The sequence below is a fragment of the Bradyrhizobium sp. F1.13.3 genome (assembly GCF_040548265.1).
Lineage (GTDB): Bacteria > Pseudomonadota > Alphaproteobacteria > Rhizobiales > Xanthobacteraceae > Bradyrhizobium.
Genome location: NZ_JBEPRI010000004.1, coordinates 190,190 through 215,803 on the forward strand (window position 1 = coordinate 190,190; position 25,614 = coordinate 215,803).

Below are 25,614 nucleotides of genomic sequence, written 5' to 3' on the forward strand. Positions count from 1 at the left end.
CTCCTGGCCCATCGCACCGTTTGCGTGTCGGGCGAAGTGTCTCGACCGGTGAAAACCTGCGTTTCGGAGTATGCGTAACCCATTGATTCGCCAGCGGTCGGCTACTGTGCATGGGGTTGTTTTTCAGGTTTTTGTTGAGTTGGCGCGCAAAGTCGGGGCTCGCAGCACTTGGGACAAGGCCGGCCGCGCGCTGCTGACAGCATGTTGGCAGCAGGGTCCGGCTACGACCATCTCCTGACAAAACGGAGAGCGGGTCATGCCGATCGAGGCAAGCTGTCATTGCGGTGAGACGGTGTTCGAGGTGACGGAGGCGCCCTCGAGCGTGACCCGTTGCACCTGCTCGCTCTGCGCCAAGCGCGGCGCGTTGTGGGCCTATTACACGCCGGCGCAGTTTCGGCTGCTGTCGCCCGCGGAGAACGTCGCGACCTATCTCTGGGGTAGCCGCACGGTCAAACACCATTTCTGCGCAAGCTGCGGCTGCGGCACCTATTCGGAGTCGCCGGACTGGTCGACCGGCAAGCCCGATTTCGACAATCCCAGGGTCGGCGTCAACGCGCGCCTGTTCGACGAATTCGATCTGGAGGCCGTGCCGGTGACCATGATCGACGGCAAGAATTTGTGGTGAGCATGGGCTTCTCACGCATGTCTGCTGCTCGCCCGTGCTCTTGAGGCCTTCTTGAAAAGCTGATCTGTTTCCGGCCCGATAGAACAGGGAGGAAGCCGATGATGCGTCTTTTCGCGCGAGTGATGCTCGCGATGTGTCTGGCCGTTGTAGCCGGCTTCAATGCGCAGGCGCAGACCAAGCCCAAGGTCACCACATCAGGACCGGATTTCCCCAAAGCCACGCTGTTCGTCGGCAATAGCTTTTTCTACTACAACAACGGCATGCCCGGGCATCTCTCCTTCATGGAGCGGGCTGCGTATCCCGAAAACAAGGCGGCCTATCGCAATACCATGGCGACGATCGGCGGCTCAGGCCTCGATTGGCACGACATGGAGAACCTGCTGCGGGCGGGCGGCCTCGGCGCCTATTCGTTCGACGAGCAGAACAACGTCGTCTTCAACAAGCCGGGCAGGCAGTACGACGCCGTCGTCATGATGGATTGCAGCCAGTGCCCGATCCATCCGCAATTGAAGGACGCGTTCGCGACCTTCGTGAAGAAGGACAGCGAGATCGTCCGCGCCCATGGCATGCGGCCGGTCCTGTTCATGTCCTGGGCGTACGCCGACAAGCCTGAGATGACGGAAGCGTTGGCCGAGGCCTACACGATCGCCGGCAATGCCAATGATGCGCTGGTGATCCCCGCAGGCCTGGCCTTCGCACGCGTGCGCAAGCTGCAGCCCGAGCTCAATCTGTATGCGCCGGACAAGCGGCACCCGAGCCCCGCAGGCACGTATCTGTCGACCTGCGTGACGTTCGCTGCCCTGACGGGCCGCTCACCGGTCGGCAATTCCTACACGATGGGACTCGATGCGCCGACGGTGGAGCTGCTGCAGAAAGCAGCGTGGGACACGGTGCAAGAGTATTACGGGCGTTGACCTAGCGCAGCACGACCCATGCCGGTGCGTGATCGCTCGCGCCTTCCTCGCCGCGAACCTTCTTGTCCACGCCGGCTTTTGCCAGTCGTGAGGCGAGGGCAGGGCTGAGCAGGAGATGATCGAGCCGCAGGCCCGCATCGCGCGGCCAGCGGTTTCGCTTGTAATCCCAGAAGGTGTAGATGCGCTTCTCCGGATGCAGTTCGCGGATCGCGTCGCACCAGCCTTGTGCCACCAGCGAGGCAAAGGCCGCACGGCTCTTCGGCTGGATCAAGGCATCCTTGTCCCACGAGCGCGTCGGATAGATGTCGATCTCATCAGGCGCAACGTTGTAGTCGCCGGCGAGCACCACGGGCAGGTTCTGCTTGATCAACGTTCTGGCATGGCGCTTGAGGCGCGCGAACCAGTCGAGCTTGTAGTCGAATTTAGGTCCCGGCTGCGGATTGCCGTTCGGCAGGTAGATGCTGGTGACGATGACACCGCGTACCGCGGCCTCGATGTAGCGGGCTTCGTGATCGCCGGGCTTTCCCGGCAAGCGATCGCGGGTGAGAATGGGCTCGGCATTGCGGGCCAGGATGGCGACGCCGTTCCAGGTCTTCTGTCCACACCACACTGCGCCGTAACCGGCCTTTTCGATCGCGGCTGCCGGAAATTCGCCATCACTTGCCTTCAACTCCTGAAGTGCGACGACATCGGGCTTCGCCGTTCGCATCCATGCCAACAGATTGGGCAGACGGCGATTGATGTTGTTGATGTTGAACGTCGCGATCTTCATGTAGAGCTACCGGCTCCTGCCTTCCGTTACCGGAGAAACAATGTCCAAGTTGAGCTTTGCCGTTATCGCCGTCGCCGTTGCGTTCTCCGGGGGCGCCTCGGCACAATCATCCGATCCGCGCGGCGCGTGCAAGGCGGACTATGACAAATTCTGCGCCGGCCTTGCGCCGGGCGGCGGCATCGTCGCTTGCCTCAACAGCAAGCGCGATCAGCTCAGCGCGACCTGCAAGACGGCGCTGGACAGCAGGAAAAAGAAGTAGGCGGCGAGCCGCTCAGCCCGGCAGCGGCGGCGGGCTTGCGGGCTGCTCGATCGGCGGAGCGGGCGTCTGCTGCTCGACCGCCTGCGCGGGAGCCGGCTTGGCCAGCGGCTCCACAACATTCCCGCCCTTGTAGATGCGGGCGTAGCGGCGGCCGAGGCTGGTCAGCACCTCGTAGCCGATCGTTCCGAAATGATGCGCGAGCTCGTCGACGGTGATGCCCTCGCCAAGCAGCGTCACCATGTGGCCGCGCCGCGCCGCGTTCGGCGGCAGATCGGTGATGTCGATCGCGATCAGATCCATCGAGACGCGGCCGGCGACCGGACAGCGCTTGCCGGCGACGATGACCTCGGCGCCGCGGGTGCCGTCATTGGAGCTTGCTGCGCGGAAATAGCCGTCGGCATAACCGACCGCGATGATCGCGAGTTTCGTCGGCCGCCGTGCGGTCCAGGTGCCGCCATAGCCGACGCTCTCGCCGCGCTCGACGTTGCGGATCTGGACGATGCGGGCCTTGAGATCGGCCACGGGCTGCATCGGATTGTCGGCCTCCGGCGTCGGGTTCACGCCGTAGAGCGCGGCGCCCGGCCGCACCATGTCGAACTGGAAGGGCGCGCCGAGGAAGACGCCGGACGAATTGGCGAGTGCCGCCGGCACGCCGGAGAATTCGCTGGCGATGCCGCGGAAGGCCGCGAGTTGCTTGGCGTTCACCGGGCTGTTGAGCTGCTCGGCCGAAACCAGATGGCTCATCACCAGCGTGATGCCGTGATCGCCGGCGTTGATGCGGGGAATGATGGCCTGCGCTTCCGCGAGCGTCAGGCCGAGCCGGTTCATGCCGGTGTCGATGTGGATGGCGGCGCCACCGGTCCAGCCGGTGCGGCGGCAGAACACGTCCCATTCGGCGAGTTCGTTGAGATCGCCGATCACGGGGCGGCAGTTGATCTGGGCGTAGTGCTCGCCGGTGTTCTGGAAATAGCCGCCGAGCACGTAGATCGTAGGCTCCGGCACCGCCGCGCGCACCTTGCGCGCTTCCTCGATGGTGGCGACGAAGAAGGTCTTGCAGCCGGCCTTGTTCAGGGCACGCGCGACCTGCTCGGCGCCGCAGCCATAGGCGTCTGCCTTGATCACCGCCGAGCATTCGGCCGGCACCGCCGTCTTCTCGAGCTTGCGCCAATTGGCGATGATGGCGTCGAGATCGACGGTGAGCACGCCGCCGAAGGTCGCGAGCGCGGCAGCCTGATTGGCCTCCGCGGAGAGAAGGCCGGATTGCGGAATGATTTTCGGGTCGGACGCCATTGTCATGGCGCCGTTTTACGCAAGAGGCCGGTCGGGTTCAACCCAGAGAACTCAGTAGTCGTTGCCGCTGCGGTCCGGCACCTGGCTGTCCGGCGCGAGGTCGCCGAACCGTGTGATCGACGCTTCGAAGGCCACATCGACGGTGCCGGTCGGGCCGTGGCGCTGCTTGCCGATGATGACTTCGGCCTTGCCATGCGCAAGATCCATATCCAGGCGCCATTTTTCGTGCTCGGGCGTGCCCGGGCGCGGCTCCTTGTTCCCGAGGTAATATTCCTCGCGATAGACGAACAGCACAACGTCGGCGTCCTGTTCGATCGAGCCCGATTCGCGCAAGTCCGAGAGCTGCGGCCGCTTGTCGTCGCGCGACTCGACCTGGCGCGAGAGCTGCGAGAGCGCAATCACGGGCACGCTCAGTTCCTTGGCGAGCGCCTTCAGACTGGTCGTGATCTCGGTGATTTCCTGCACGCGGTTTTCGCTGCGCTTGCCCGAGCCTGACAAGAGCTGGATGTAGTCGATGACGATGAGGTCGAGGCCCTTCTGCCGCTTCAGCCGGCGGGCGCGCGCCATTAGCTGCGCAATCGAGAGGCCGCCGGTCTCGTCGACATAGAAGGGCAGCGACTGCAGCTCGATCGAGACCTCGCGGATCTTCTCGAAATCGGCCTCCGAGATGCCGCCGCGGCGGATCGACGAGGAGGGGATGCCGGTGCGCTCGGCGACGATACGCGTGGCAAGCTGGTCGGCCGACATTTCGCAGGAGAAGAAGCCGATGACGCCGCCATGGGCGGCCTTCATGGTGCCGTCGGCCTGGAGTTCACCGACATAGGCCCGCGCGACGTTGTAGGCGATGTTGGTTGCGAGCGACGTCTTGCCCATGCCGGGACGGCCGGCGACGATGATGAGGTCGGAGTGCTGCAACCCGCCCATCTTGGTGTCGAGGTCGCGCAGGCCCGTCGAGATGCCCGACAGCTTTCCATCGCGCTGGAACGCTTTCGCGGCCAGATCGACCGCAAGCGTGAGCGCCTGCGAAAATTTCTGGAAGCCTCCGTCATAGCGGCCGGATTCGGCGAGTTCGTAGAGGCGGCGCTCGGCATCCTCGATCTGCGCCCGCGGCGCGAAGTCGACTGGGGCGTCATAGGCGACATTGACCATGTCCTCGCCGATGCCGATCAGGTCGCGTCGCAATGCCAGATCGTAAATGGTGCGCCCATAATCCTGCGCATTGATGATGGTGGTCGCTTCGGCGGCGAGGCGTGCCAGATACTGCCCGATGGTCATGCCGCCGATGTCGGTGTCGGCGGGCAGGAAGGTCTTCAGCGTGACGGGCGTCGCGATCTTGCCCATCCGGATCAGGCTGCTGGCGGTCTCAAAGATGGTCTGGTGCAGCGGCTCGAAATAATGCTTCGGCTCCAGGAAGTCGGAGACGCGGTAAAACGCGTCGTTGTTGACCAGGATTGCGCCCAGAAGGCTCTGTTCCGCTTCAATATTATGCGGCGCGCTTCGATAGGCGGGAGTTCCGGCTTCGGGCGCGAGTTTGAGAACGTTCGAATCAGTCAGGGCCATGGTCGAGCGATAGCAATTTTCTGGGGCGGATGCGGGGCCGGGATAAAGCGCCGCCTCAGCCCAAAGCGGAAGCAAAAGCTCGCCGCTATCAACCGATCATTAAAATGGTGGATGATTGGCCGCCGCAGCATGCGCCGCGCTTGACGGACTTTCGTGGAACCAGGTCGCGGCCTGGAAGCGGCGGCTGCCGCGCCGCGGAAAGCGTCGGATGAAGTGAACCTGATAGGTTGGCGGGCCGACATATGGAGACGCGCGCGAAATGACGCACGCTGGGCGCTTTTGGCTCGGTTCAGACCAGCAGGAGGTAGACCAGCGCAACCAGGGCCGCCCCGACGCCGGTAGCGATCAGGGCGTAATCGGTGCGGAGGTCGTCCTGCAAGTCGAATGAGGTTTTGGTCTCGTTGCTCATGGCGACGGTCTAGGCCAGGGCCGACGAGACTTATGTGAAGCAGATCACATCTCCCCGGATTCTTTCGGGAGTACAGCCGGGAACAGGCAAGCGGGCGGGGGGTTGTCTCCCGATCTGCCACCAGGGAATGAGGCAAGCGATGCGGCCAGAACGGCAGCCCCGGAATTGGCGAAGCGAAGCAGGCAGCAGACTTTGGCTGTCGGGGCTGATCGCGGCCATGGAGCACGCTGAGCGGCCGGAAGTGCGTCGGGAGCCGGTCGCCCCCGAAATCCTGAAGGCACTGCGGATGCAATTGGCCTTAACGGCGTCTTTCGGGTCCGCTCCGATTTCGACCCTGCGCCACTAGGATCTATTCACCAGCCAGCTTCAGCCTCGGCTTGGCGCCGGCTTCGACAGCCCGCAGCCGGGCTTCTTCACGCGCGATGTAATTGCGCGTCATCGGCACCACGCCCTGGCGCCGCGTGAGTTGAATCTGGAAGTTCATCATATCCTGCTTGCGGAACGTCATCTCGCTGGCAGCCAGATAAAATTCCCACATCAGCGCGAAGCGCTCGTCATACAGCTGCACGGCTTCTTCGCGCCGCGCGATGAAGCGCTCGCGCCATGCCTTCAGCGTTTCGGCGTAATGCAGGCGAAGAATCTCGATGTCGCAGACCAGCAGGCCCGCCCGCTCGATGGCTGGCAGCACCTCCGAGAGAGCAGGGATGTAGCCGCCGGGAAAGATGTATTTGGCGATCCACGGATTGGTGGAATCCGGGCCCTGCGAGCGGCCGATCGAGTGCAGCAGCATGACGCCGTCCTTGTCCAACAGCTCGGCGCAGCGCTGGAAGTAGGTCTCGTAGAAGCGAGCGCCGACATGCTCCAACATGCCGACCGAGACGATGCGATCGAACGGGCCGGCGATGTCGCGATAGTCCTGAAGCAGGAATTTGGCCGATCTGGTCAGGCCCTTTTCGGCTGCGCGCGCATTGGCGATCTGCAACTGCTCGGTCGACAACGTGATGCCGGTGACGTCAGCACCTGCGATCTCGGCGAGATAGAGCCCAAGTCCGCCCCAGCCCGAGCCGATGTCGAGGACGCGCTGGCCGCCTTTGACGAGCAGCTTTGCGGCGACGTGCCGTTTCTTGGCGAGCTGCGCATCGTCGAGCGTGCTCTCCGGCGTCTCGAAATAGGCGCAGCTATATTGCTTGTCCGCGTCGAGGAAGAGCGAATAGAGCCTTGCATCGAGGTCGTAGTGATGTGCGACGTTGCTGCGGGAGCGCGGGCGCGGATTGAACTGCTTCAGGTGCCGCACCAGATAGCGCAGGTGCCACCAGGGTTTTGCCCAGTGCGGCAATAGGTCGGGTTGATCGAGCAGGATCGCGAGGGCATCAGCTATGGTGCCGCGCTCGACCATGAACTCGCCGTCCATGTAGGCCTCGCCAAGCCCGAGTTCGGGATTGACCAGGATCTTCCGCTCTGCGTCCGCGGTGACGAAGCGGACTGCAACCGGTTCGCCCGAGCCGTCGCCGACGGTGAACTTCGAGCCGTTCGCCGTGGTCACCGTCATCGACCCGCGGCGGATGAACTGAGACAGGAATTGACGCAACAATCGGTCCATCGGCACCCATCCTCTCGAGCGAACCCGAAGAGATGCGACTAACCCGGCCTTCACACCCTACGCCCGGGCATCTCAGCGGTTCCTATGCGTTTGCATCCAAATCTAGTGAGGTGTCCGGGGCCCGCTATTGCGCTGTGCTCAAAGCGGATATTCCAAAACCGCTTAATCACATCCTTGCGCGCGGAGCCTGCTTCCATTCGCGGCTCAATCGGATAAAAGGTGACCCGCCGTGGCGCCGCCTGCCGGCTGCACCTCTCGGAATTCAATGGAGATGATGGGAATGTCGAGCCGAGCGCTCAGCCTCGCGATGATCTTGCTTCTGATCGGCTTCGGCTCGACCGAGACCGTTCTCGCGCAGGCGACGAACCTCGAGGCCGGCAAGGCCCCATCCCAGCTTTTCGCGCAGACCTGCAATGCATGTCACAAGAGCCCGCGCGGCCTGTTGAAGACGGTGGCGCCGGGCTCGCTGCCGGGCTTCCTGCGTCAGCATTACACGACCAGCTCCGACATGGCCGGCGTGCTCGCCTCCTACCTTGTCTCCAATGGAGCCACCGACACCCGCTACCAGGCCAAAGACAGCAAGGACAAGAAAGACGGGGCCAAGGACAAGGACAAGGAAGCCAATACCAATCCCGCGCAGCCCCCTGAACATCAGGGCCGTCGGCAACGTTCTCAGGAATCCGCCAAGCCGGAAGGCGAGGCTGCCGCGCCCGCCGCCGAGGGCGCGCGTCAGAAGCGCGCCGCGCGACCGGCCGAAGAAGGAACGAAGGAAGGCGTGAAGCTCGAGGGCCAGGCTGCACCCGAAGGACGCAAGGGCAAGCGTCTCGGCAAGCGCGGCAAGCCGGGAAGTGATGAGGCACCGAAGGTCGATGCCGCGGCGCCGGCGGCAGACGACAAGAAGAGCGAGCCGAAGGTCGAGCCCAAGCCCGAGACTGCAAAGGGGGACACCGGCGAGGCCAAATCCGAAGGCAGAAAATCTGAGGGCAGCAAGCCGTCCGAGAAGCCCGCCGAGGCCAAGCCGGAAAGCGCCAAGGTTGAGCCGCGCGGCAGCGAGGCTCCGGCGTTGCGGCCTGATCCGGTGCCGCAGGTGACGCCGGCGGCACCGTCCGCCGCGAAGCCCGCCGAGCCGGCTGCGCCCAAGGCGGCGGAAGAGGCTGCTCCCAAGCCCGCCGCGAGGTCCGAACCGCCAGCGAAGTCGCAGGAGCCGGCGCCGCCCGCGACCGCTGCGACGCCACCGGCGCCAGCCGAATCGTCGGGTCCGCCAACGCCGCCGATTTCGCGATAAACGACCACGTTTTTTAGACATGCGAAGGCCGCGCTCTGGCGCGGCCTTCGTCGTCTTGACCGTATCTAGAGTGTTGCTCTAGAGTAGCTCTCCAGGAGCGTTCATGGCGGCTGGTGTGCGCGAGGATTTGTTGGCGGCGGGGCTTTTCGTCTTCGATCGCGTCGGCTTCGAAGCTGCCACGGTGGCTGCGATCCGCGCCCGGGCGCGCGCTTCCAACGGCAGCTTCTTCCACGTCTTCGGCTCGAAGAAGGAGCTGGCGGGTGCGCTGTTCCTGGAGGTGCTGCGGCACTATCACGCCGCGATGCTGGCAGCCCTCGATCCTCTTCCCGATGCCGAGCAGGGCATCGATCGCTTGATCCGGGCGCATCTGGACTGGGTCGTCACCAGCCGGCGCGAGGCGCGCTATCTCTTCGAGATATCACGCGGCGAATGGGGCGAGAACGTTCGCGATGCCCAGCGCGCGCAGAATGCGCGCCTTGCCGAAGGCATCGAGCACTGGCGCGCGCCGCTGGTCACGCGCGGAGAGCTCTTGCCGATGACGCCGGTCATGTTCGTCAGCCAGCTCATCGGTCCGGCGCAGATTTTTTGCCGCGCTTTCCTTTCGGGACGCGACCGCGCCGATCCGCGCGCCGAGACCGACACGTTGATCGCCTGCGCCAGCCGCGCGCTACGGCCGCTCGATCGAATCAACAAGCAATAAGGAGAGGCCTCATGCGACCCGAAGCAGATCCCGAATTCGGAGCGATCGCCGAGCGCATCCACGCCAATGTCGGCCGGCAGGGCTTTATGAATCTGGTCGGCGCCGAGCTGTCCGAATTGTCGCGCGGCACCTGCACGATCGCGGTGCAACGCCGGCCGGAGCTGTTGCAACAGCACGGTTTCTTCCATGGCGGCGTCACCGCGTTCCTGATCGACAACGCCACGACGATCGCAGCCGCGACTTCGCGAGGCCAGCCGGCGCTGACGGCGGAATACAAGCTCAATCTGTTGTCGCCCGCGGCGGGCGAGAAGCTGATCTGCCGGGCGAGGGTGATCAAGCCGGGGCGTCAGGTCTCCGTGGTCGCAGCCGACGTTTTCTGCGTCAGCGACGGCGTCGAGAAGCATACGGCAACGGCGCTCGCTTCGATCGCGATGCTGAGCGAGGACGTTGCCGCCAAAACGAAAAGCCCGGCCGCCTGAGGCGGCCGGGCTTCGCAAGCCTTGCGCGAACGCGAGGCTTACTTCTCGGTCTCTTCGGCAGCTGGCGCCGGTTCGGCGTCGTCCTGCTGGGCTTCCGGGTCGAAGAACTCGCCGGCGGCTGCGATCGCTTCGGCCGCGGCATCCCGGTCTTCGTTGCGGGTCGAGATGTCCTCGCCGCGGTTGATGCGCTCGGCCTCGTCCTGGCTGCGCGCCACGGTGACACTGATCTCGACCTCGACCTCGGGGTGGATGGCGACCGTGATGGTGTGCTTGCCGATGGTCTTGATCGGCGCGTCGAGCTGAACCTGCGGGCGGGACAGCGAAACACCGTCGGCTTCGAACGCCACGACGATGTCGCGCACGTTGACCGAGCCGAACAGTTGGCCGGCTTCCGAAGCCTGACGGATCACGATGATGTTCTTGCCCTGGATCTTCTCGGCGACCTTGGATGCCTCGCCCTTGGACTCAAGGTTGCGAGCCTCGAGCTCGGCCTTCATGCCGTCGTACTTGGCACGGTTGTCGGCGGTGGCGCGCAGCGCCTTGCCGCGCTTGAGCAGGAAATTGCGGGCATAGCCGTCGCGAACCTTCACGACTTCGCCCATGTGACCGAGCTTGTTGACGCGCTCCAGCAAAATGACTTCCATATTCGTTCTCCTTTGATGTGTTGGGTCAGTTGGAATTTCGAACTTGAACTTTCGGACTTGAACTCAAGAGGTCGGCAGCGGCGGTGGCTGGCGCGTACGAAGGAAGCGTTCGCGGAGGCCGAACACGGCATCCGCGAGGCCAAGGATCACCATCGCGATGACGGGCCATCCGAACACGACCACGACGGCGTAGGTCGAGCCGAGCCAGAAGGTGCGGCTCTTCAGCGCCAGCGTCAGGGTATGCAGCACGGCAAAGCCGGTCAGCGCATATCCCATCATCAGCGCCGCCGTCGCGATCTGCGCCACGATCGCAAGCAGTCCGCCGGTGAAGCAGAAGGCGAGCGCGATGCAGAGCGCCACAAGCGTCATCGGCGGCAGCTCCGCCGTCATCAGGTCCGGCCAGGGGCGCCGCAGCCGGCCCGACGTTGCCGTCACCTTGGTGCTGAGCCAGAGGTTGAGGGTCAGCGTCATCATCGCGACGATGGTGGCGCCGGCCGGCAAGATCCGCAGCAGTGCGCCGACGAATTGGTCGGTCTCGCCGGAGCTCTGCGGGTCGGTGGCGCGGAGGAGGCGCATCAGGCCACGGCGCAGCGTTCCGGTGATGGTCTCGGCGTCGGTGCCGAGCGTGAGCAGGGCGGCCATCGTGGTCAGTGTGGCGAAGCCCGCGATCCACAGCAGGATGCGGCCGACCGGATACCACTCGAGCACAGGCTCAGTGGGCGGCTCGGCGGCGGCCTTCGGCGCGGCAGGTCCGACCTGCCGGCTGAGCAGGACGAGATGGCCGAGCCACCAGGCCGGCAATGCGACGGTGAGGGCGAAGGCGATGCAGTAGGGCAGGCCGAACAGCGCGCCGAGGCCAACCGCGGCGGCGATGCCGCCGAGGCTCGCGCAAAGCGGTCCCCAGCCGATCGCGGCGACCATCAGCGGCAGCGGCGCGAGATAGAACAGGACGAGCGAGATCAGCGCGCCCGAAATGATCGAGGCGAACATCAGGGCCGACGCAGCGCCGGCGATCAGGGCTATCAGTCCAAAGGCCATCATCAGCTGTCCCGCTCCCTTCGAGCGGTTAGAGGCATCTCGCCCCAACCATCGGCGACCGGACAACCCGGAAGCCTTATGAGAAACTGGGTCGTACGGCCGGCGGCGATGTCGCCGCCGGCCGTATTCGTCTTAGCGAATGACGTAGGGCAGCAGGCCCAGGAACCGCGCGCGCTTGATGGCGCGGGCGAGCTCACGCTGCTTCTTCGCGGACACCGCGGTGATGCGGCTCGGCACGATCTTGCCGCGCTCGGAGACGTAACGCATCAGCAGCTTGGAGTCCTTGTAGTCGATCTTCGGAGCATTCGCGCCCGTGAACGGGCAGCTCTTGCGACGACGGAAAAACGGGCGGCGTGCACCAGCTTCAGCCATTGTTCTTACTCCCCATCCGTCGTGGTGGTGGTGGTGGTGGTGGTGGTGGTTTCAGCGTCTTCGCGCGGACGGCGCGGGCCGCGGTCACCGCGGAAGCCGCCACCTTCACGATCGCCACCACGGAAACCACCCTCGCGGTCGCCACGGAAGCCACCGCCTTCGCGATCGCCACGGAAGCCGCCGCCACGGTCGTCACGCTCGCGGTCACGGTCGGCCTTGCGCATCATCGCGGACGGACCTTCCTCGAGCTCCTCGACGCGGACGCTGAGATAGCGGATCACGTCTTCGCTGATGCGCTCCTGGCGCTCGATCTCGGCGATCGCCGCGGACGGCGCGTCGATATTGAGCAGCACGAAATGCGCCTTGCGGTTCTTGTTCATGCGGTAGGTGAGGGAGCGCACGCCCCAATTCTCGGTCTTGACAACCTTGCCGCCGAGACCCTCGACAATGCCGGTCATCTGCGCAGTCAGCTCTTCAACCTGCTGCGTGCTCGCGTCTTGGCGCGCGAGAAAAACATGCTCATAGAGAGCCATGGAAGTCCTTTCCTCATGTTGGCGCATCGCCCGGCGTCAAGCCCTTAAGAGGCCTTCGGAAAGGACTCTGGGATTAAGCTCAGAAGGCGGAAACACGGGACGACGGGCCGACTGGCCCTGCCACACCAAAATCACGAATGATTTGCTGAGACCGTCCGTTCAGCTCCCGGCCGGGGTCTGCGGATGGGCGCGTTATACGGATTTCGGCTGACTTGGCAAGGTTTTTGGCAAGGTTGCAGGGGCGTCTTCAGCGCGGAGGGTTTCGATGCGGGCGGCGGACTCCGCCGCCGGCTACCACCACCGGCTTGATTTGTTTGTTTGTATATCATACAAACAAGTCTAACGGGAGCGAACCCCAATGGCAGAAAAGCCGGCCCATGAGCCGCTCGGGGCGGCAGGCGACCCCAAGCACGCCGTCCGCGCCACGCGGTCGGCCGGCCGCAAAATGCGCTCGCTGCTCCTGGATGCCGCGAGCCCGCTGTTTCGAGAGCGGGGGCTGTCGGGTACGGCGATCACCGACATCGCAGCCGCTGCGAACGCGTTCCCGAGCCAGATCACCTATTACTTCCGCACCAAGGAGGCGCTGTTCGTCGAGTGCGCCTGCCGCGAGCTGCTGTACCTGGCGCGGGCGACCGAGCAGGCGGCGCTGAAGGCGCGCACGCCTCAGGATTATACCCACGCGCTGGCCGAGACCGTGACGGCGAGCGATTCGGTGACCTTCTTCGCCGAGGCGCTGACGCTGACGCGGCGGCGCCAGGATCTCGCGCCGCTGGTCGAGCGCACGATCGAGCGCCTGCACAGCGAAGGTGCGCGGGCCTATGCGAGCCAGGTCGCACGACACGGCTGGCGGTCCCTGCGCGCGCCCGATGAGAGTTCGCGGCGGTTCTGGGCCGTCGCGATCGGCGTCATACTCGAGGGCTACGCCATGGGCCGTTCGCCCGAGGCGCTGTGCGCCGAGATGCTGCGCGTGCTGGGCGAACAGGCGAAATCCAACAATGACACCGCGCGGCTGCGCCTCGTCGACGCGCGCGACGCATCGAGCGATTCGAAATGAGGAGAGTTAGGCCATGACTGCGCTTCGCATGCGTGCCCGCGATTTCCTGACCGACGATCAACTTGCCGACGTGCGCCGGCGCGTGACCTGGAAAGGCGTCGCGCTGATCGCGCACGCCTGGGCGCTCATCATCGCCGCAATCGCCCTGGTCGCGTGGTGGCCCAATCCGATCACCTTTATCTTCGCGGTCGCCATCATCGGCTCGCGCCAGCTCGGGCTCGCGATCCTCATGCATGACGGCGCGCATGGCTGCCTCTCCGCCGACGAGAAAACCAATCTGACCCTGAGCCAGTGGTTCTGCGCCTATCCTCTGTTTGCGGAGACGCGTAGCTATCGGCGCTATCACCTTCAGCACCATGCGCGCACGCAGCAGGAGGATGATCCTGACCTCGTGCTGTCGGCGCCGTTCCCGATCACGAAGCTGAGCTATCGCCGCAAGTTCATTCGCGACCTCACCGGGCAGACGGGCTACCAGCAGCGCAAGGCGCAGTTGCTCAATGCGCTGGGGCCGAAGGACTGGCCGTTGCGGCAGCGCGCGGCGCATTTTTGGGAGAAGCTTGGCCCGCAATGTCTGGTCAATGGCGCGATGCTCGCCGCGCTCGCGGCGGCCGGCGTATGGTGGGCCTATCCGCTGCTATGGCTGGTGCCGCTGCTGACCTGGATGATGGTCATCACCCGCATCCGCAACATCGCCGAGCACGCGGTTGTGCCTGACAGCAGCGATCCCTTGCGCAATACACGCACCACCTACGCCAATTTCCTCGAACGTCTGTTCATCGCGCCGTATTACGTAAACTACCACCTTGAACATCATCTCTTGTTCTACGTGCCCTGCTACAATCTGCCGAAGGTGCATCGCCTGCTGAGCGAGAGCCGGCATGCGGGCCGTATGGAGGTGCAACCGAGTTACGCAGCCGTGCTGCGGCTTGCGACCGCGAAGCCGAACCGCGATGACCGGCCGGGGCAATTGGTCAACAGCGCGCGCCGTGCGCAGGCGGGGTCCGAGGTCGACGCCAATCAGACGGCCGGCGGATTCTAGCGACCCGTCTCTACAGTGAAGGCTGCCAATTGAAGGCTGCCACTTGAAGGCCGATCGAAGTTCCTAACTTGGCTTGACATTCCGGCCCCGGACAGTGTCTACGGCGCCCTTTGGAGTATGATCCGGAACCATGTCCTGAGGCCGAGCGTAAACGGCTGCCGGTTCTCGCAGGGATCACGCCCGACAAGCAGGGAGCGCCGATGACGGCAGCATTCACATTTCCGGGGCAGGGTTCCCAGGCGGTCGGCATGGGCAAGGCCCTGGCCGATGCCTTTCCAGTGGCGCGCGCCGTGTTCGACGAGGTCGATGCCGCGCTGGGGGAGAAGCTGACGGTGACCATCTGGGATGGTCCGGCCGAAACCCTCCAGCTTACCCAGAACGCCCAGCCGGCCCTGATGGCGGTGTCCGTCGCCACCCTGCGCGTGCTGGAGGCCGAAGCCGGGTTTTCCGTGGGGCGGGATGCGGCCTTCGTCGCCGGCCACTCGCTCGGTGAATATTCGGCACTGGCTGCGGCCGGCAGCCTGACGATTTCCGATACCGCACGGCTGCTTCGCATCCGCGGTCTCGCAATGCAAAAAGCCGTGCCGGTCGGCGTCGGTGCGATGGCCGCTCTGCTCGGCCTCGACTACGAGGCCGCCGTGGCGGTGGCGGACGAGGCCGCTCAGGGGCGGGTCTGCCAGGCCGCCAACGACAATGGCGGCGGGCAAGTGGTCGTCTCCGGCGACAAGGCCGCGGTCGATCGCGCCCTCGAGATCGCCAAAACCAGGGGAGCCAAGCGCGCAATGTTGCTGCCGGTGTCCGCACCGTTCCATTGCAAGCTGATGCAGCCGGCTGCGGACGCGATGGCAGAGGCGCTGGCCAAGGTCACGATCAAGGCGCCGGCGGCCCCGCTGGTGTCGAACGTGCTGGCGAGCGCGATCACCGATCCCGACGAGATCCGCCGCCGCCTAGTCGAACAGGTCACCGGCACCGTGCGCTGGCGCGAGTCGGTTGCCTATATGGCGGAACAGGGCGTCACCCGTTTCTTCGAGATCGGTGCCGGCAAGGTGCTGACCGGCCTCGTCAAGCGTATTGCGGACGGCGCCGTCGGCGTTGCGGTCGGTGGCCCCAACGACATTGCTGCCGCCAAAGATGCATTGGTCGCTGCGAAGCAGGCCTGAGGCGCGATGATTCGTCGTCGCGCGCGGGTTCTTTAGTTGACGCACGATGCTTTCGGAAAACAGCTGCGCACTTTTCCGGATCGTGCCTTGGAGGAGTTATCGATGTTCGATCTGACTGGCAAAAAGGCGCTCGTCACTGGTGCTACCGGCGGCATCGGCGGTGCCATCGCGCAGGCGCTGCACGCGCAGGGCGCCACCGTTGCGATATCAGGGACGCGCAAGGAAGTGCTGGATGAGCTTGCCGGCAAGCTCGGCGAGCGTACCCATGTGCTGCCCTGCAATCTCTCCAAGGCCGACGAGGTCGAGGCGCTGGTGCCCGCTGCGGAAGCGGCGATGGGACAGGTCGACATCCTCGTCGCCAATGCCGGCATCACCCGCGACAATCTCTTCGTGCAGCTCCGTGACGAGGACTGGGAGGAGGTCATCAACATCAATCTGACCTCGACCTTCCGGCTCGCCCGCGCCGCCACCAAATTGATGATGCGCAAGCGCTTCGGCCGCATCATCGCCATCACCTCGGTGGTCGGCGTCACCGGCAATCCGGGGCAGGGCAATTATACCGCGTCGAAGGCGGGCCTGATCGGCATGATCAAGACGTTGGGCGCCGAATACGCCAAGCGCGGCGTCACTGCGAATTGCATCGCTCCAGGCTTCATCAAGACGCCGATGACCGACGCGCTCAACGACAAGCAGCGCGAAACGATTCTGACCAAGGTTCCGGCCAATCGCCTGGGGACGCCAGAGGACATCGCGGCGGCCGCCGTCTACCTGAGTTCGAACGAAGCGGCCTATGTCACCGGCCAGACCATCCACGTCAACGGCGGCATGGCCATGATCTGACGCTTCATGCCGCACTGCCCCCTTGGCGGCGCGGAATGCGGCAAACGGCCGTTTTCGGAGCGAAATGAGGCTTGTAGTCAACGCAATTGAAGTATGATAACCGGACCTTCAACGGATGGGCAAAGAACGCCATTGCAGGTTTTTGAAACCCTGTATATTGGCGATGCGGAGCCTTGGCCGTCATTCGCCGGGCCTGCATCGGTTAGGATGGGGCCAGATCAAAGTTCGTAAGCGAAGGCAGTCAACGACCACGACGGCTCGTATCGTCCCGGGGGGTCGGGTCTACAGGGAACAACACGAGGTTATGCAATGAGTGAGATTGGCGAGCGGGTTAAGAAGATCGTGGTCGAACACCTTGGTGTTGAACCCGAGAAGGTTGTCGACGCTGCGAGCTTCATCGACGACCTCGGCGCCGACAGTCTGGACACCGTCGAGCTGGTGATGGCGTTCGAAGAGGAATTCGGTTGCGAGATTCCGGACGACGCCGCGGAGACGATTCTCACCGTCGGCGACGCCACGAAGTTTCTCGAGAAGAACGCGAAGAGCTAAGGCTCTTCATTTTCGCGGGGACAACATTGAAACCGGACGGACCGCTCAACAGCGGTCAGCCGGTTTCTTGTTATTGGCCGTGAATCTTTCGATGCGGAGTTTTCGGATATGAGACGGGTTGTCGTCACGGGTCTTGGCATGGTTTCGCCACTCGGCTGCGGTGTCGAGCCGACCTGGAAGCGCATCCTCGACGGCGAAAGCGGCGCACGCAAGATCGAGAGCTTCGATGTCTCCGATCTTCAGACCAAGATCGGCTGCACGGTCGTGCGCGGCGACGGCACCAACGACACTTTCAATCCCGACATCTGGATGGAGCCGAAGGACCAGCGCAAGGTCGACGACTTCATCACCTTCGGCATGGCCGCAGCCGGCCAGGCGCTCGACGATGCCAACTGGCACCCCGAGACCGAAGAGGACAAATGCGCGACCGGCACCATGATTGGGTCCGGCATCGGCGGGCTCAACGGCATCGCCGAAACCGCGGTCCTGCTGAAGGAACGCGGGCCGCGCCGGGTCTCGCCGTTCTTCATTCCAGGCCGCCTGATCAATCTCGCCTCCGGCTATGTCTCGATCAAGCATGGGCTGAAGGGGCCGAACCACTCGGTGGTCACGGCCTGCTCGACCGGTGCTCACGCGGTCGGCGATGCCGCCCGCCTGATCGCGCTCGGCGACGCCGACGTCATGGTTGCCGGCGGCGCGGAATCGCCGATCGGCCGCATCGGCATTGCTGGCTTCAACGCCGCGCGTGCGCTCTCGACAGCCTTCAACGAAACGCCCGAGAAGGCCTCGCGCCCCTACGATAAGGACCGCGACGGCTTCGTGATGGGCGAGGGCGCCGGCGTTCTGGTCCTGGAAGAGCTCGAACACGCCAAGCGCCGCGGCGCGAAGATCTATGCCGAGGTGATCGGCTACGGTCTCTCGGGCGATGCCTATCACATCACCTCGCCGTCACCCGACGGCGACGGCGGCTTCCGCAGCATGGCGGCGGCGCTCAAGCGCGCCGGCCTCACCGCGTCCGATCTCGACTACATCAACGCGCACGGCACCTCGACGCCGCTCGGTGACGAGATCGAGCTCGGTGCGGTCGAACGCCTGCTCGGCAATGCCGCTTCCAAGGTCGCGATGTCCTCGACCAAGTCGTCGACCGGTCATCTCCTGGGTGCGGCCGGCGCGATCGAGGCGATCTTCGCCATTCTCGCGATTCGCGATAATGTCGTGCCGCCGACCATCAACCTGGACAATCCGTCAGTCGAGACTGCGATCGATCTCGTGCCGCATCAGGCGAAGAAGCGCGAGGTCAACGTCGCGTTGTCGAATTCTTTTGGTTTTGGCGGTACCAACGCGTCGGTCATCTTCCGGCGTCTGGTCCATTAGTTTGTTGTTGCGACGAATCCACCGTTTTGCCGTATTCGGCGATAGTCATGGAAGCGGGCGCGTGCATTTGGCTCGGCAAGCGATTGTCAGGTCGCGATTGAACCGGCAGGATTCAGGTTGCTTCGATGAGTGAAAGGCCGCCCATTTCGCCCCGGAGCCCGCGGGCAGCGCTCGAGCCCGAGCAGGTCCCGCCGCCGCCGAAGCGATCGGACCGCGCGCGCAATCCCTTCGTGATCGTCGGCAACGCCATCATCACCCTGCTGCTGATTGCGATGATCGGTGCGGGCGGCGTGTACTATTACGGCCGACAGGTGCTCGAGGCGCCGGGACCGCTGAAGGAAGACAAGATCGTCAACATCCCGCAGCGCGCCGGCAAGCGCGATATCTCCGAGACGCTGAACCGGGAAGGCGTGACCGACGTCAATCCGTGGGCGTTCATTGCCAGCGTCGCTGCGTTGAAGGCGAGCTCGGACCTCAAGCCCGGTGAATACTCGTTCCAGAAGAACGCGTCCTTGCGCGACGTCATTGCCACCATCGTCGAGGGCAAGGTGGTGCAGCATGCCGTGACGATCCCGGAGGGCCTCACCTCCGAGCAGATCGTGGCGCGCCTGTCCGACAACGACATCTTCACCGGCAGCGTACGTGAGCTGCCGCGCGAAGGCACCTTGCTGCCCGAGACCTACAAGTTCCCGCGCGGCACCCCGCGCGATCAGGTGATCCAGCGCATGCAGCAGGCGCACAAGCGCGTGCTGACCGAGATCTGGGAGCGCCGCAGTCAGGACATTCCGGTCAAGAGTCCGGAGCAACTGGTGACGCTGGCCTCGATCGTGGAGAAGGAGACCGGCAAGCCGGACGAGCGCAGCCGCGTCGCCGCGGTGTTCGTCAATCGCCTGAAGCAGAGGATCAAGCTGCAGTCCGATCCCACGATCATCTATGGCCTCGTCGGCGGCAAGGGCACGCTCGGCCGTCCGATCAAGCGCAGCGAGATCACGCAGCCCTCGCCCTACAACACCTATGTCATCGAGGGCCTGCCGCCGGGCCCGATCTCCAACCCCGGCCGTGCCTCGCTCGAGGCTGCCGCCAACCCGGCCCGCACCCGTGACCTCTATTTCGTCGCGGATGGTACCGGCGGGCATTCCTTCACCGAGACCTACGACGCGCACCAGAAGAACGTCGCCAAGCTGCGCGCGATGGAAAAGCAGATCCAGAACGACACGGTCGAGCCGGCCGAGGACGCGCAGCCACCGGCCGCCGCCGCGCCGGGTGCCGCCGATACGCCGACGGCGACCACGCCGGCGCGGCCCAACCAGCAGAAAAAGCCGCCGGCGGCTCGCCCCGCGGGTCCGCCGCCGGCCCGGCAAGGTGCCGTGCAGGCCTCGCCCCCGGTGGTGCAGCGCTAGGCCTGCGCGCAGACCTGCCCCGCGGGACTTTGCGGATTACATTTTCCTGCAAAATAGTCTTAAGATTCGCGTGGCTTGATGGCCGCGCGAATCCCGTGCTTCTGGAGAAATTGACCTGATGGCGTTGTCGTCCATGACGGGCTTTGCCCGAAGCCACGGCGCGAGCGGGCCGTATACGTTCGAATGGGAATTGAAGTCGGTCAACGCCAAGGGCTTTGATCTCAGGGTGCGGCTGCCGCAGGGGTTCGACGAGCTCGAGGCTCATGCCAAGAAGCGCGCCGCCGAGCTGCTCTCGCGGGGCACTGTCTACGCCAATCTGACCGTCAAGCGCGCCAATGCCGCCACCAGCGTCCGCGTCAACGAGGACGTGCTCAACGCCGTCCTCAAGGCCGCCGCCGTGATCGCCGGCAAGGTCGATGCGGTCGCGCCGAGCGTCGACGGGCTTCTGGCCATCAAGGGTGTCATCGAGGTCGCCGAGCCCGAGGGCGACGAGGAGGAGGACAAGTCCGCGCGCGCCGCCGCCGCGGACGCCTTCGACAAGGCGCTCGCCGAACTCGTCGAGATGCGCAAGCGTGAGGGGACCTCGCTCGGGCAGATCCTGATCCAGCGCGTCGACGAGGTCGAGCAGCTGGCGAAGAAGGCCGAGGCCGCGCCCGGCCGCAAGCCCGAGGCGATCAAGGCGAGACTCGCCGAGCAGATCGCGAGCCTGCTCGACACCTCCGACCGTTTCGATTCCGACCGCCTGATGCAGGAAGCGATCCTGATTGCGACCAGGGCCGACATCCGCGAGGAGCTCGACCGCATCGCCTCGCACATCGCGCAGGCGCGCGAGCTGATCGGCAAGGGCGGCCCGGTCGGGCGCAAGCTCGACTTCCTGGCGCAGGAGTTTCACCGCGAGGTCAATACCTGTTGCTCGAAGTCGAACGACATCGAGCTGACCAATACGGGGCTCGCCATGAAGAACGTGGTCGAGCAGTTCCGCGAGCAGGTCCAGAATCTGGAGTGATCGATGACGATTGGCGGTCACGGAACTGACGGTGTCGAGCGGCGCGGATTGATGTTCGTGCTGTCCTCGCCGTCGGGCGCGGGCAAGACGACGCTGTCGCGCATGTTGATCGACCGTATGCCCGGCCTCCGAATGTCGGTGTCGGCGACCACGCGGGCGATGCGGCCGGGCGAGGTCGACGGCAGGGATTATTCGTTCGTCGACAAGGCTACCTTCGACGCGATGGTGAAGGCCGACCAGCTGCTGGAATGGGCGACCGTGTTCGACAACAGCTACGGCACGCCGCGTGCGCCGGTTGAGGCGGCGCTGTCAGCTGGGCAGGACGTGCTGTTCGACATCGACTGGCAGGGCACGCAGCAGCTTCGAGAGAAAGCACGCGCCGACGTCGTCAGCGTGTTCATCCTGCCGCCCTCGGCTGCCGATCTCGAGAAGCGGCTGCATTCGCGCGCGCAGGATTCCGACGAGGTGATCCGCAAGCGCATGAGCCGCGCCAGCCACGAGATGAGCCACTGGGCCGAGTACGACTACATCGTCATCAACCACGACGTTGACGAGGCCTTCGCCGAGGTGCAGTCGATCCTGAAGGCCGAACGCCTCAAGCGCGAGCGGCAGACCGGCCTCGTGGGCTTCGTGCGAGGTCTGCAAGGTCAGCTTCAAGGTTAGGCTGCGTCAGCCGCGGCCCGTCCTTGGCCAGCCGTTCCAGCATCGTCGTGATCACGTCGATGTCGATAACGTCCTCGGGTCCCGCATCTTTATCTCGATCGGCCGCCTCTTCGTCATTGACGTCCTCGGTCGCGAGCCGCGGCGCGGCCTCGATCTGGAATTCTCCGTTGAAGATATCGGCATCGTCGAGCTTTGCGGCATCTTGGTGCGCTTGCGGGGTGCGCTCGTCGATCACATCAATCTCGCGATCGATCGCGGCGAGCTGCGCGGTCTTGGCTGTCTGCGGACGCACGGCATCGAAATCCACCGGGCGCGGCTGCTGAGCGTGCGGCGCGCCGGCCGGCGCTGCGTTGAGCCAGGGCGCACGGCCCTCGTCGTGATCGTGCGGCTCAAAACTGTCCCAGTTGACGCGGCGCTGGTCGGCACCCTGGACGCGGGCGCGTCCACCGGCGAAGCGGTAGACGACGCTGGCGAGGATGCCGGCAAGCGCCAGCGCGCCGCCAATCACGAGCAGCAGCATCTGGAGCGAGCCGGTCTGCTTGTCGGCGGTGCTGTCCGCCGAAGCCAGAGCTAACGGAGCAGGGGACTTCGCCGGTTTCGCGGTCGGCTGCGCGGCGGCCGCGACAGGTGCAGGCGACGGCTGCTCCGTGGGCGCGGCGGACGCCGTGGAGGCGTCGGGCCAGCGCCCGGCGACGGCGGGCTGCTGCGCGTTGGCGTCGGCGGCGGGGCTCGCAGCTTGTTGCGTCGGCGCCGGTCCCGCCTGTGCAGGCGTCTTCACCGTGGCGATGCTCTGCGGCGTCAGATATTCGGCGCGCGCGTCCTGGACCGAGTGCTGCTGCGGCACGGCTGAATCCGCTGCAGGCGTGTCGGGCGCAGCCTGTGCGGTTTGAGTGGCCTTGCCGCCTTCGGCGCGCAGATACCAGCACTGTCGCTTGGTCGCGCGCTCGAGACGATAATGCCAATGCTGGCCCTGCGGCGCGGCGCCCTTTGGCGAGGCAAGGCAGTCGCTCGCGGCATTTGCCTTGCTCGGTGCCGTCGGTGCATTCTGCGACACGGCGGCAAGTGGCGCGCCGGCAATGATGCTGCCCACAAGGGCGGATAAGAACTTTGCGGTGCGGTTGCCCATCCTGGTCTCCCGATTACGCGCGACGCAACTCGTTACCTTCCCTTTCTCGTCAAAGACTTAGGTGGCAATGAGCCGCAAATCCGGAGAGGATGTGGCCTGAATCGGGCCTGCGCGGCGTTCGTTCCGCCGCGGAATCAGACTTTTTCGCTGCTATGCTTGGTCGAAGTCCAGGTTCCGCCGCAGCCGTCCGAGCGGCGGAAGGATCCGGAGCCGCTGCGTCCACCGAGGCGGCCGGAGCCGGTGAAGGTCACGCCGTCGCCTTGACCGAACGTGCTGACCGCGCCGCTCGCGCTGACGGTACCCGTGACGCCTTGGCCTATCACCTTGCCTGAGGAGACCAGATGCCCGCGCCCGGTTGGGCCGCTACATCACCGCGAGGCTTGACGCACAGACCCCGGGCGTCAGCACCACACGACTTCTCCGTCCGCGGACGGTCCCGCCCAAAGCGTCGAGGGCTTGCGTGTGCTCACCCCCGATGACCGACGAACCCGCTCTCCAGCGCCGTGTCGTACGCGTCGCGTGAGGACTCACCGTTTCCCGCCCTGTCATCACGCCGCCCGCGCCGTCGCTGCCGCGTCCACCGCCACCCGGCCCGCATGTCGTGACGGTCGCGAACGCCCCTCGCAGGGCCAGGATGCGCGTTGTATGCCACAAATCCGAAATTCGGAAAAGCGAAATGCTTGTGTGAGGAGGGCTTGACGAGGTGTTTTGCCCGACGCCTTGTGGGCTGGCCGACATCTCCGCGGTTCATCGCCGGCCAGATACCGCGTCCGGAAACTTCCTCAGGCGCCAGACGTTTCATTGCGGCTGAGGAGACGCCATGCCGATCAAGGACCAGATCAAAAATCTCGCCAAGAAGCTCGTTGAGGAGCACCCCGACGCGGCAACACTGCGGGCGCTTGTGCGGGCTCGGAAGCCGACAGCCATCCGTTTCCGGGACGACGGCATCGTGCCGAATAACCCGCATTTTCCCGTGTTGCTCTATCGCGGCGCGGTGAACCTGAAGACCCGGCGTTTTGCTCCGGAGGTCATCGTCGACACGCTGTTCGATAGTCATGGTTGGGGCCGCTCTTGGCGCGATACGGTCTATGACTTTGTCCACTATCATTCGCAGATCCACGAAGTGATGGGCGTGGCGCGCGGCACGGCCAGGATCGAGTGCGGCGGGATCAAGGGGCGAATCTTGAGCGTGAAAGCCGGAGATGTTCTGGTCCTGCCCGCAGGCACCGGACACCGTCTGATCGAGTCCAGTCGGGACTTCCTGGTCGTCGGAGCGTATCCGCAGGAGGGGACGTACGACGAGTGCACCGACACGCGAGAGCGTCCTGACGCCAGCAAACGCATCGCCAAGGCCCGCAAGCCGAAGACAGATCCCGTGCTGGGTGCCGGCGGCCCGTTGCTCAAATCATGGCGGATAAAGTCGTCGCGATCGTGACGCGGGGGGATCGCTTTCGCTGTGCCGGTTTCGAGCGTCTTCCATTGGAACGCCGCCCCATGGCGCGAGTTGCCGCGCATGTCCCTTCCCAAATCAAAAGGCTGGCTCACCGAGATTGGCGTTGCCACGTCGCGGCCCGCCGCGTTTGCCGTGTTCGCGGCCTATGCCGTTGCCTGGGTCACGTTGGGCAACGGGCTCGAATGGCACTCGTTCGCCACGCTGGCGACATGGGGCATGACGCTAGTGATCCAGCGCGCCGAGCATCGCGATACTCAGGCGATTCACGCCAAGCTCGACGAACTGCTCAAGGCGAGCGGCCGTGCCCATCAGATGAACGTCGATGACGAGGACGCCGAAGAGGTCGAGACGCAGCGGGAGGAGATTCGACGGAGCGGGTAGCGCGTCCGGCGCCCCGACCGAGGCACATTCACCGGTCTTTGTCAGGTCAGATAATCCGGCGTGAAATCCGCGAGCGCGCGAAGCTCGTCGGGTAGCAGCAGCTCGATCTCGCTTCCCTCCCAGGCAATCAATCGGCGCCCTCTCAGCTCCTGGATGGTGCGATTGACATGGACAATCGACAGTCCGCACGCATCGGCAACATGCCGCTGCGTCATCGGCATCTGGAAGCGGCCGTTCTTGACGAGGCCTACGACCTCCAGCCTTGCGGCGAGCTCGCAGATCAGATGCGCCACCTTCGGCAGCGCCGCCTGTGCGCCCAGGCGCGCGATCCATTGTCGTGAGATCGCCGCATCGATCAGCGTCTCGCGCCAGAACGCGCGGGTCAGATGAATGGAGCCGTCAAGCAGCTGCTTGAGTTGGCTGTGTGCGACGTAGCCGACGATGGAGGGTCCGAGACCGACGAGGTCCGCATCCATCGGCGAGACCAGCAGCGTGTGCAGGCACGGCATGTCCCCGGGAACGTGGAAGGCGAGGATCTGGCTGCGATCGCCGACGAGGCGAGCCTGGTAGAGGAAGCCGCTGACGACGAAGACGCATCGGGAGGGATCCTCACCCTGGCGCAGCACGATCTCGCCATCCGAAACCTGGCGCAGCGTGGACGGCAGACCCGCGACCTGGCGTCGTTCGTCTTCGGAGAGGCCTTCGATCGCCTGGAGATGTGCGATGAACTTCGGGTGTGGCATGGAGAGGAAGAGGTGTTTCAGTCGTCACGCGGCATCGCCTGCTCGAGCAGGCGTCGTGAGAGTTTTGCGATGGTCCAATCGGAGACGGGAACCGCCTGGAACTCGCGGATGGCGCGCGCAAGCTCCTGGTCCGACATCGGCCGCGCCGGCTCCTTCAACGTGCCATGCAGGAAGGCAGCGCGGATACTGTCCAGGTGCTCGCCCGAATCCGATGCGAACAGGTGGCGAATGCGTTTCAGGATCGTCGTAGGGCTCATGCGAAGGGCGGGCGCAGTCCGCGATCGAGGGACGGGGGCCGCGACCCAGCAATGTCGCAGACCGGTAGCAACCTGTGCTTCCGATCAGC

Annotated in this window: 28 protein-coding genes; 17 read left to right on the forward strand and 11 right to left on the reverse strand. The window is 64.8% G+C overall.

Features of this window, described 5'->3' with window-relative positions:
- Positions 1-256 precede the first annotated feature (256 nt).
- Together ABIB66_RS13225 and ABIB66_RS13230 are read left to right on the forward strand one after the other, a co-directional pair.
- Positions 257-625, forward strand: a complete 369-nt coding sequence (locus ABIB66_RS13225) for a GFA family protein (protein WP_106943263.1) — start codon at positions 257-259, stop codon at positions 623-625.
- A 98-nt stretch (positions 626-723) separates the two neighbouring features.
- On the forward strand, positions 724-1,539 hold the full coding sequence (locus tag ABIB66_RS13230; RefSeq protein ID WP_354203980.1) for a hypothetical protein: 816 nt from the start codon (positions 724-726) through the stop codon (positions 1,537-1,539).
- A 1-nt stretch (position 1,540) separates the two neighbouring features.
- On the opposite strand, the gene ABIB66_RS13235 is transcribed toward ABIB66_RS13230, so the two are convergent.
- Entirely contained in the window at positions 1,541-2,311 is a 771-nt protein-coding gene (locus ABIB66_RS13235; RefSeq protein WP_275167225.1) for an exodeoxyribonuclease III, read from the reverse strand.
- Between the two features lie 40 nt (positions 2,312-2,351).
- On the opposite strand from ABIB66_RS13235, the gene ABIB66_RS13240 reads away from it, so the two are divergent.
- Positions 2,352-2,570 carry a hypothetical protein gene (locus ABIB66_RS13240; RefSeq protein WP_354055161.1) on the forward strand — a complete coding sequence of 73 codons (219 nt, stop codon included), beginning with the start codon at positions 2,352-2,354 and terminating at the stop codon, positions 2,568-2,570.
- A gap of 12 nt (positions 2,571-2,582) precedes the next feature.
- Here ABIB66_RS13240 and alr read toward each other — a convergent pair whose 3' ends face one another.
- The 3 genes from alr to ABIB66_RS13255 form a co-directional block, all read right to left on the reverse strand.
- Positions 2,583-3,860: an alanine racemase gene (gene alr, locus ABIB66_RS13245; RefSeq protein ID WP_354204560.1), complete on the reverse strand. Its 1,278-nt coding sequence runs from the start codon at positions 3,858-3,860 to the stop codon at positions 2,583-2,585.
- A 51-nt stretch (positions 3,861-3,911) separates the two neighbouring features.
- The gene (locus tag ABIB66_RS13250; protein ID WP_007592031.1) at positions 3,912-5,420 is read right to left on the reverse strand and encodes a replicative DNA helicase; all 1,509 of its coding nucleotides are present in this window, start codon (positions 5,418-5,420) and stop codon (positions 3,912-3,914) included.
- A 758-nt stretch (positions 5,421-6,178) separates the two neighbouring features.
- Entirely contained in the window at positions 6,179-7,429 is a 1,251-nt protein-coding gene (locus tag ABIB66_RS13255; RefSeq protein WP_354203977.1) for a cyclopropane fatty acid synthase, read from the reverse strand.
- 280 nt (positions 7,430-7,709) lie between these two features.
- Here ABIB66_RS13255 and ABIB66_RS13260 point away from each other — a divergent pair, with 280 nt between their 5' ends.
- The 3 genes from ABIB66_RS13260 to ABIB66_RS13270 all read left to right on the forward strand — a co-directional run bounded on the left by ABIB66_RS13260 (position 7,710) and on the right by ABIB66_RS13270 (position 9,893).
- On the forward strand, positions 7,710-8,714 hold the full coding sequence (locus ABIB66_RS13260; RefSeq protein WP_354254929.1) for a hypothetical protein: 1,005 nt from the start codon (positions 7,710-7,712) through the stop codon (positions 8,712-8,714).
- 103 nt (positions 8,715-8,817) lie between these two features.
- Complete coding sequence (locus ABIB66_RS13265) at positions 8,818-9,414, forward strand: TetR/AcrR family transcriptional regulator (RefSeq protein ID WP_354203973.1); 597 nt, start codon at positions 8,818-8,820, stop codon at positions 9,412-9,414.
- An 11-nt stretch (positions 9,415-9,425) separates the two neighbouring features.
- On the forward strand, positions 9,426-9,893 hold the full coding sequence (locus ABIB66_RS13270) for a PaaI family thioesterase (RefSeq protein WP_354203971.1): 468 nt from the start codon (positions 9,426-9,428) through the stop codon (positions 9,891-9,893).
- Positions 9,894-9,931: 38 nt separating this feature from the next.
- On the opposite strand, the gene rplI is transcribed toward ABIB66_RS13270, so the two are convergent.
- The 4 genes from rplI to rpsF form a co-directional block, all read right to left on the reverse strand.
- Entirely contained in the window at positions 9,932-10,537 is a 606-nt protein-coding gene (gene rplI / locus ABIB66_RS13275; RefSeq protein ID WP_275167218.1) for a 50S ribosomal protein L9, read from the reverse strand.
- 63 nt (positions 10,538-10,600) lie between these two features.
- Positions 10,601-11,578: a hypothetical protein gene (locus ABIB66_RS13280; RefSeq protein WP_354203968.1), complete on the reverse strand. Its 978-nt coding sequence runs from the start codon at positions 11,576-11,578 to the stop codon at positions 10,601-10,603.
- A gap of 129 nt (positions 11,579-11,707) precedes the next feature.
- Entirely contained in the window at positions 11,708-11,947 is a 240-nt protein-coding gene (rpsR, locus tag ABIB66_RS13285; protein ID WP_007592020.1) for a 30S ribosomal protein S18, read from the reverse strand.
- Between the two features lie 5 nt (positions 11,948-11,952).
- Positions 11,953-12,480, reverse strand: a complete 528-nt coding sequence (rpsF, locus tag ABIB66_RS13290; RefSeq protein WP_354254930.1) for a 30S ribosomal protein S6 — start codon at positions 12,478-12,480, stop codon at positions 11,953-11,955.
- A gap of 358 nt (positions 12,481-12,838) precedes the next feature.
- Here rpsF and ABIB66_RS13295 point away from each other — a divergent pair, with 358 nt between their 5' ends.
- From ABIB66_RS13295 to gmk, 9 genes are all read left to right on the forward strand, one after another.
- Positions 12,839-13,534 (forward strand): TetR/AcrR family transcriptional regulator C-terminal domain-containing protein, encoded by a 696-nt coding sequence (locus tag ABIB66_RS13295; protein WP_354203964.1) that lies wholly within the window; start codon positions 12,839-12,841, stop codon positions 13,532-13,534.
- Between the two features lie 13 nt (positions 13,535-13,547).
- Entirely contained in the window at positions 13,548-14,573 is a 1,026-nt protein-coding gene (locus tag ABIB66_RS13300) for a fatty acid desaturase family protein (RefSeq protein WP_354203962.1), read from the forward strand.
- Between the two features lie 200 nt (positions 14,574-14,773).
- Entirely contained in the window at positions 14,774-15,733 is a 960-nt protein-coding gene (fabD, locus tag ABIB66_RS13305) for an ACP S-malonyltransferase (RefSeq protein ID WP_354254931.1), read from the forward strand.
- A gap of 102 nt (positions 15,734-15,835) precedes the next feature.
- Positions 15,836-16,573: a 3-oxoacyl-[acyl-carrier-protein] reductase gene (gene fabG, locus ABIB66_RS13310; protein ID WP_007592006.1), complete on the forward strand. Its 738-nt coding sequence runs from the start codon at positions 15,836-15,838 to the stop codon at positions 16,571-16,573.
- A gap of 309 nt (positions 16,574-16,882) precedes the next feature.
- Positions 16,883-17,122, forward strand: a complete 240-nt coding sequence (locus ABIB66_RS13315) for an acyl carrier protein (protein ID WP_006020277.1) — start codon at positions 16,883-16,885, stop codon at positions 17,120-17,122.
- Between the two features lie 108 nt (positions 17,123-17,230).
- Entirely contained in the window at positions 17,231-18,496 is a 1,266-nt protein-coding gene (gene fabF, locus ABIB66_RS13320) for a beta-ketoacyl-ACP synthase II (RefSeq protein WP_354254932.1), read from the forward strand.
- Between the two features lie 125 nt (positions 18,497-18,621).
- The gene (mltG, locus tag ABIB66_RS13325) at positions 18,622-19,896 is read left to right on the forward strand and encodes an endolytic transglycosylase MltG (RefSeq protein ID WP_275167211.1); all 1,275 of its coding nucleotides are present in this window, start codon (positions 18,622-18,624) and stop codon (positions 19,894-19,896) included.
- A 118-nt stretch (positions 19,897-20,014) separates the two neighbouring features.
- Positions 20,015-20,902, forward strand: coding sequence for a YicC/YloC family endoribonuclease (locus ABIB66_RS13330; RefSeq protein ID WP_354055137.1), 888 nt, complete (start codon positions 20,015-20,017; stop codon positions 20,900-20,902).
- Between the two features lie 3 nt (positions 20,903-20,905).
- Entirely contained in the window at positions 20,906-21,565 is a 660-nt protein-coding gene (gmk, locus tag ABIB66_RS13335) for a guanylate kinase (RefSeq protein ID WP_354055135.1), read from the forward strand.
- Here gmk and ABIB66_RS13340 read toward each other — a convergent pair.
- Positions 21,498-22,691 carry a hypothetical protein gene (locus ABIB66_RS13340; RefSeq protein ID WP_354203956.1) on the reverse strand — a complete coding sequence of 398 codons (1,194 nt, stop codon included), beginning with the start codon at positions 22,689-22,691 and terminating at the stop codon, positions 21,498-21,500. The two genes, gmk and ABIB66_RS13340, sit on opposite strands and share 68 nt — an antisense overlap.
- An 820-nt stretch (positions 22,692-23,511) precedes the next feature.
- On the opposite strand from ABIB66_RS13340, the gene ABIB66_RS13345 reads away from it, so the two are divergent.
- Together ABIB66_RS13345 and ABIB66_RS13350 are read left to right on the forward strand one after the other, a co-directional pair.
- Positions 23,512-24,126 (forward strand): cupin, encoded by a 615-nt coding sequence (locus ABIB66_RS13345; protein ID WP_354203954.1) that lies wholly within the window; start codon positions 23,512-23,514, stop codon positions 24,124-24,126.
- A 78-nt stretch (positions 24,127-24,204) separates the two neighbouring features.
- Positions 24,205-24,525 carry a low affinity iron permease family protein gene (locus ABIB66_RS13350; protein WP_275167206.1) on the forward strand — a complete coding sequence of 107 codons (321 nt, stop codon included), beginning with the start codon at positions 24,205-24,207 and terminating at the stop codon, positions 24,523-24,525.
- Positions 24,526-24,566: 41 nt separating this feature from the next.
- Here ABIB66_RS13350 and ABIB66_RS13355 read toward each other — a convergent pair whose 3' ends face one another.
- Both ABIB66_RS13355 and ABIB66_RS13360 read right to left on the reverse strand, forming a co-directional pair.
- A complete protein-coding gene (locus tag ABIB66_RS13355) occupies positions 24,567-25,268 on the reverse strand; it encodes a Crp/Fnr family transcriptional regulator (RefSeq protein WP_354254933.1) in 702 nt (233 codons plus the stop codon).
- Positions 25,269-25,285: 17 nt separating this feature from the next.
- Positions 25,286-25,525 carry a hypothetical protein gene (locus ABIB66_RS13360; protein WP_275167204.1) on the reverse strand — a complete coding sequence of 80 codons (240 nt, stop codon included), beginning with the start codon at positions 25,523-25,525 and terminating at the stop codon, positions 25,286-25,288.
- Positions 25,526-25,614 lie beyond the last annotated feature (89 nt).

Excerpts from the sequence above, each read along its gene's own strand:
- ABIB66_RS13225 (WP_106943263.1), top strand. The coding sequence starts at position 257 with ATGCCGATCGAGGCAAGCTGTCATTGCGGTGAGACGGTGTTCGAGGTG.
- ABIB66_RS13230 (WP_354203980.1), top strand. The coding sequence starts at position 724 with ATGATGCGTCTTTTCGCGCGAGTGATGCTCGCGATGTGTCTGGCCGTT.
- ABIB66_RS13235 (WP_275167225.1), bottom strand. The coding sequence starts at position 2,311 with ATGAAGATCGCGACGTTCAACATCAACAACATCAATCGCCGTCTGCCC.
- ABIB66_RS13240 (WP_354055161.1), top strand. The coding sequence starts at position 2,352 with ATGTCCAAGTTGAGCTTTGCCGTTATCGCCGTCGCCGTTGCGTTCTCC.
- alr (WP_354204560.1), bottom strand. The coding sequence starts at position 3,860 with ATGGCGTCCGACCCGAAAATCATTCCGCAATCCGGCCTTCTCTCCGCG.
- ABIB66_RS13250 (WP_007592031.1), bottom strand. The coding sequence starts at position 5,420 with ATGGCCCTGACTGATTCGAACGTTCTCAAACTCGCGCCCGAAGCCGGA.
- ABIB66_RS13255 (WP_354203977.1), bottom strand. The coding sequence starts at position 7,429 with ATGGACCGATTGTTGCGTCAATTCCTGTCTCAGTTCATCCGCCGCGGG.
- ABIB66_RS13260 (WP_354254929.1), top strand. The coding sequence starts at position 7,710 with ATGTCGAGCCGAGCGCTCAGCCTCGCGATGATCTTGCTTCTGATCGGC.
- ABIB66_RS13265 (WP_354203973.1), top strand. The coding sequence starts at position 8,818 with ATGGCGGCTGGTGTGCGCGAGGATTTGTTGGCGGCGGGGCTTTTCGTC.
- ABIB66_RS13270 (WP_354203971.1), top strand. The coding sequence starts at position 9,426 with ATGCGACCCGAAGCAGATCCCGAATTCGGAGCGATCGCCGAGCGCATC.
- rplI (WP_275167218.1), bottom strand. The coding sequence starts at position 10,537 with ATGGAAGTCATTTTGCTGGAGCGCGTCAACAAGCTCGGTCACATGGGC.
- ABIB66_RS13280 (WP_354203968.1), bottom strand. The coding sequence starts at position 11,578 with ATGATGGCCTTTGGACTGATAGCCCTGATCGCCGGCGCTGCGTCGGCC.
- rpsR (WP_007592020.1), bottom strand. The coding sequence starts at position 11,947 with ATGGCTGAAGCTGGTGCACGCCGCCCGTTTTTCCGTCGTCGCAAGAGC.
- rpsF (WP_354254930.1), bottom strand. The coding sequence starts at position 12,480 with ATGGCTCTCTATGAGCATGTTTTTCTCGCGCGCCAAGACGCGAGCACG.
- ABIB66_RS13295 (WP_354203964.1), top strand. The coding sequence starts at position 12,839 with ATGGCAGAAAAGCCGGCCCATGAGCCGCTCGGGGCGGCAGGCGACCCC.
- ABIB66_RS13300 (WP_354203962.1), top strand. The coding sequence starts at position 13,548 with ATGACTGCGCTTCGCATGCGTGCCCGCGATTTCCTGACCGACGATCAA.
- fabD (WP_354254931.1), top strand. The coding sequence starts at position 14,774 with ATGACGGCAGCATTCACATTTCCGGGGCAGGGTTCCCAGGCGGTCGGC.
- fabG (WP_007592006.1), top strand. The coding sequence starts at position 15,836 with ATGTTCGATCTGACTGGCAAAAAGGCGCTCGTCACTGGTGCTACCGGC.
- ABIB66_RS13315 (WP_006020277.1), top strand. The coding sequence starts at position 16,883 with ATGAGTGAGATTGGCGAGCGGGTTAAGAAGATCGTGGTCGAACACCTT.
- fabF (WP_354254932.1), top strand. The coding sequence starts at position 17,231 with ATGAGACGGGTTGTCGTCACGGGTCTTGGCATGGTTTCGCCACTCGGC.
- mltG (WP_275167211.1), top strand. The coding sequence starts at position 18,622 with ATGAGTGAAAGGCCGCCCATTTCGCCCCGGAGCCCGCGGGCAGCGCTC.
- ABIB66_RS13330 (WP_354055137.1), top strand. The coding sequence starts at position 20,015 with ATGGCGTTGTCGTCCATGACGGGCTTTGCCCGAAGCCACGGCGCGAGC.
- gmk (WP_354055135.1), top strand. The coding sequence starts at position 20,906 with ATGACGATTGGCGGTCACGGAACTGACGGTGTCGAGCGGCGCGGATTG.
- ABIB66_RS13340 (WP_354203956.1), bottom strand. The coding sequence starts at position 22,691 with ATGGGCAACCGCACCGCAAAGTTCTTATCCGCCCTTGTGGGCAGCATC.
- ABIB66_RS13345 (WP_354203954.1), top strand. The coding sequence starts at position 23,512 with ATGCCGATCAAGGACCAGATCAAAAATCTCGCCAAGAAGCTCGTTGAG.
- ABIB66_RS13350 (WP_275167206.1), top strand. The coding sequence starts at position 24,205 with ATGTCCCTTCCCAAATCAAAAGGCTGGCTCACCGAGATTGGCGTTGCC.
- ABIB66_RS13355 (WP_354254933.1), bottom strand. The coding sequence starts at position 25,268 with ATGCCACACCCGAAGTTCATCGCACATCTCCAGGCGATCGAAGGCCTC.
- ABIB66_RS13360 (WP_275167204.1), bottom strand. The coding sequence starts at position 25,525 with ATGAGCCCTACGACGATCCTGAAACGCATTCGCCACCTGTTCGCATCG.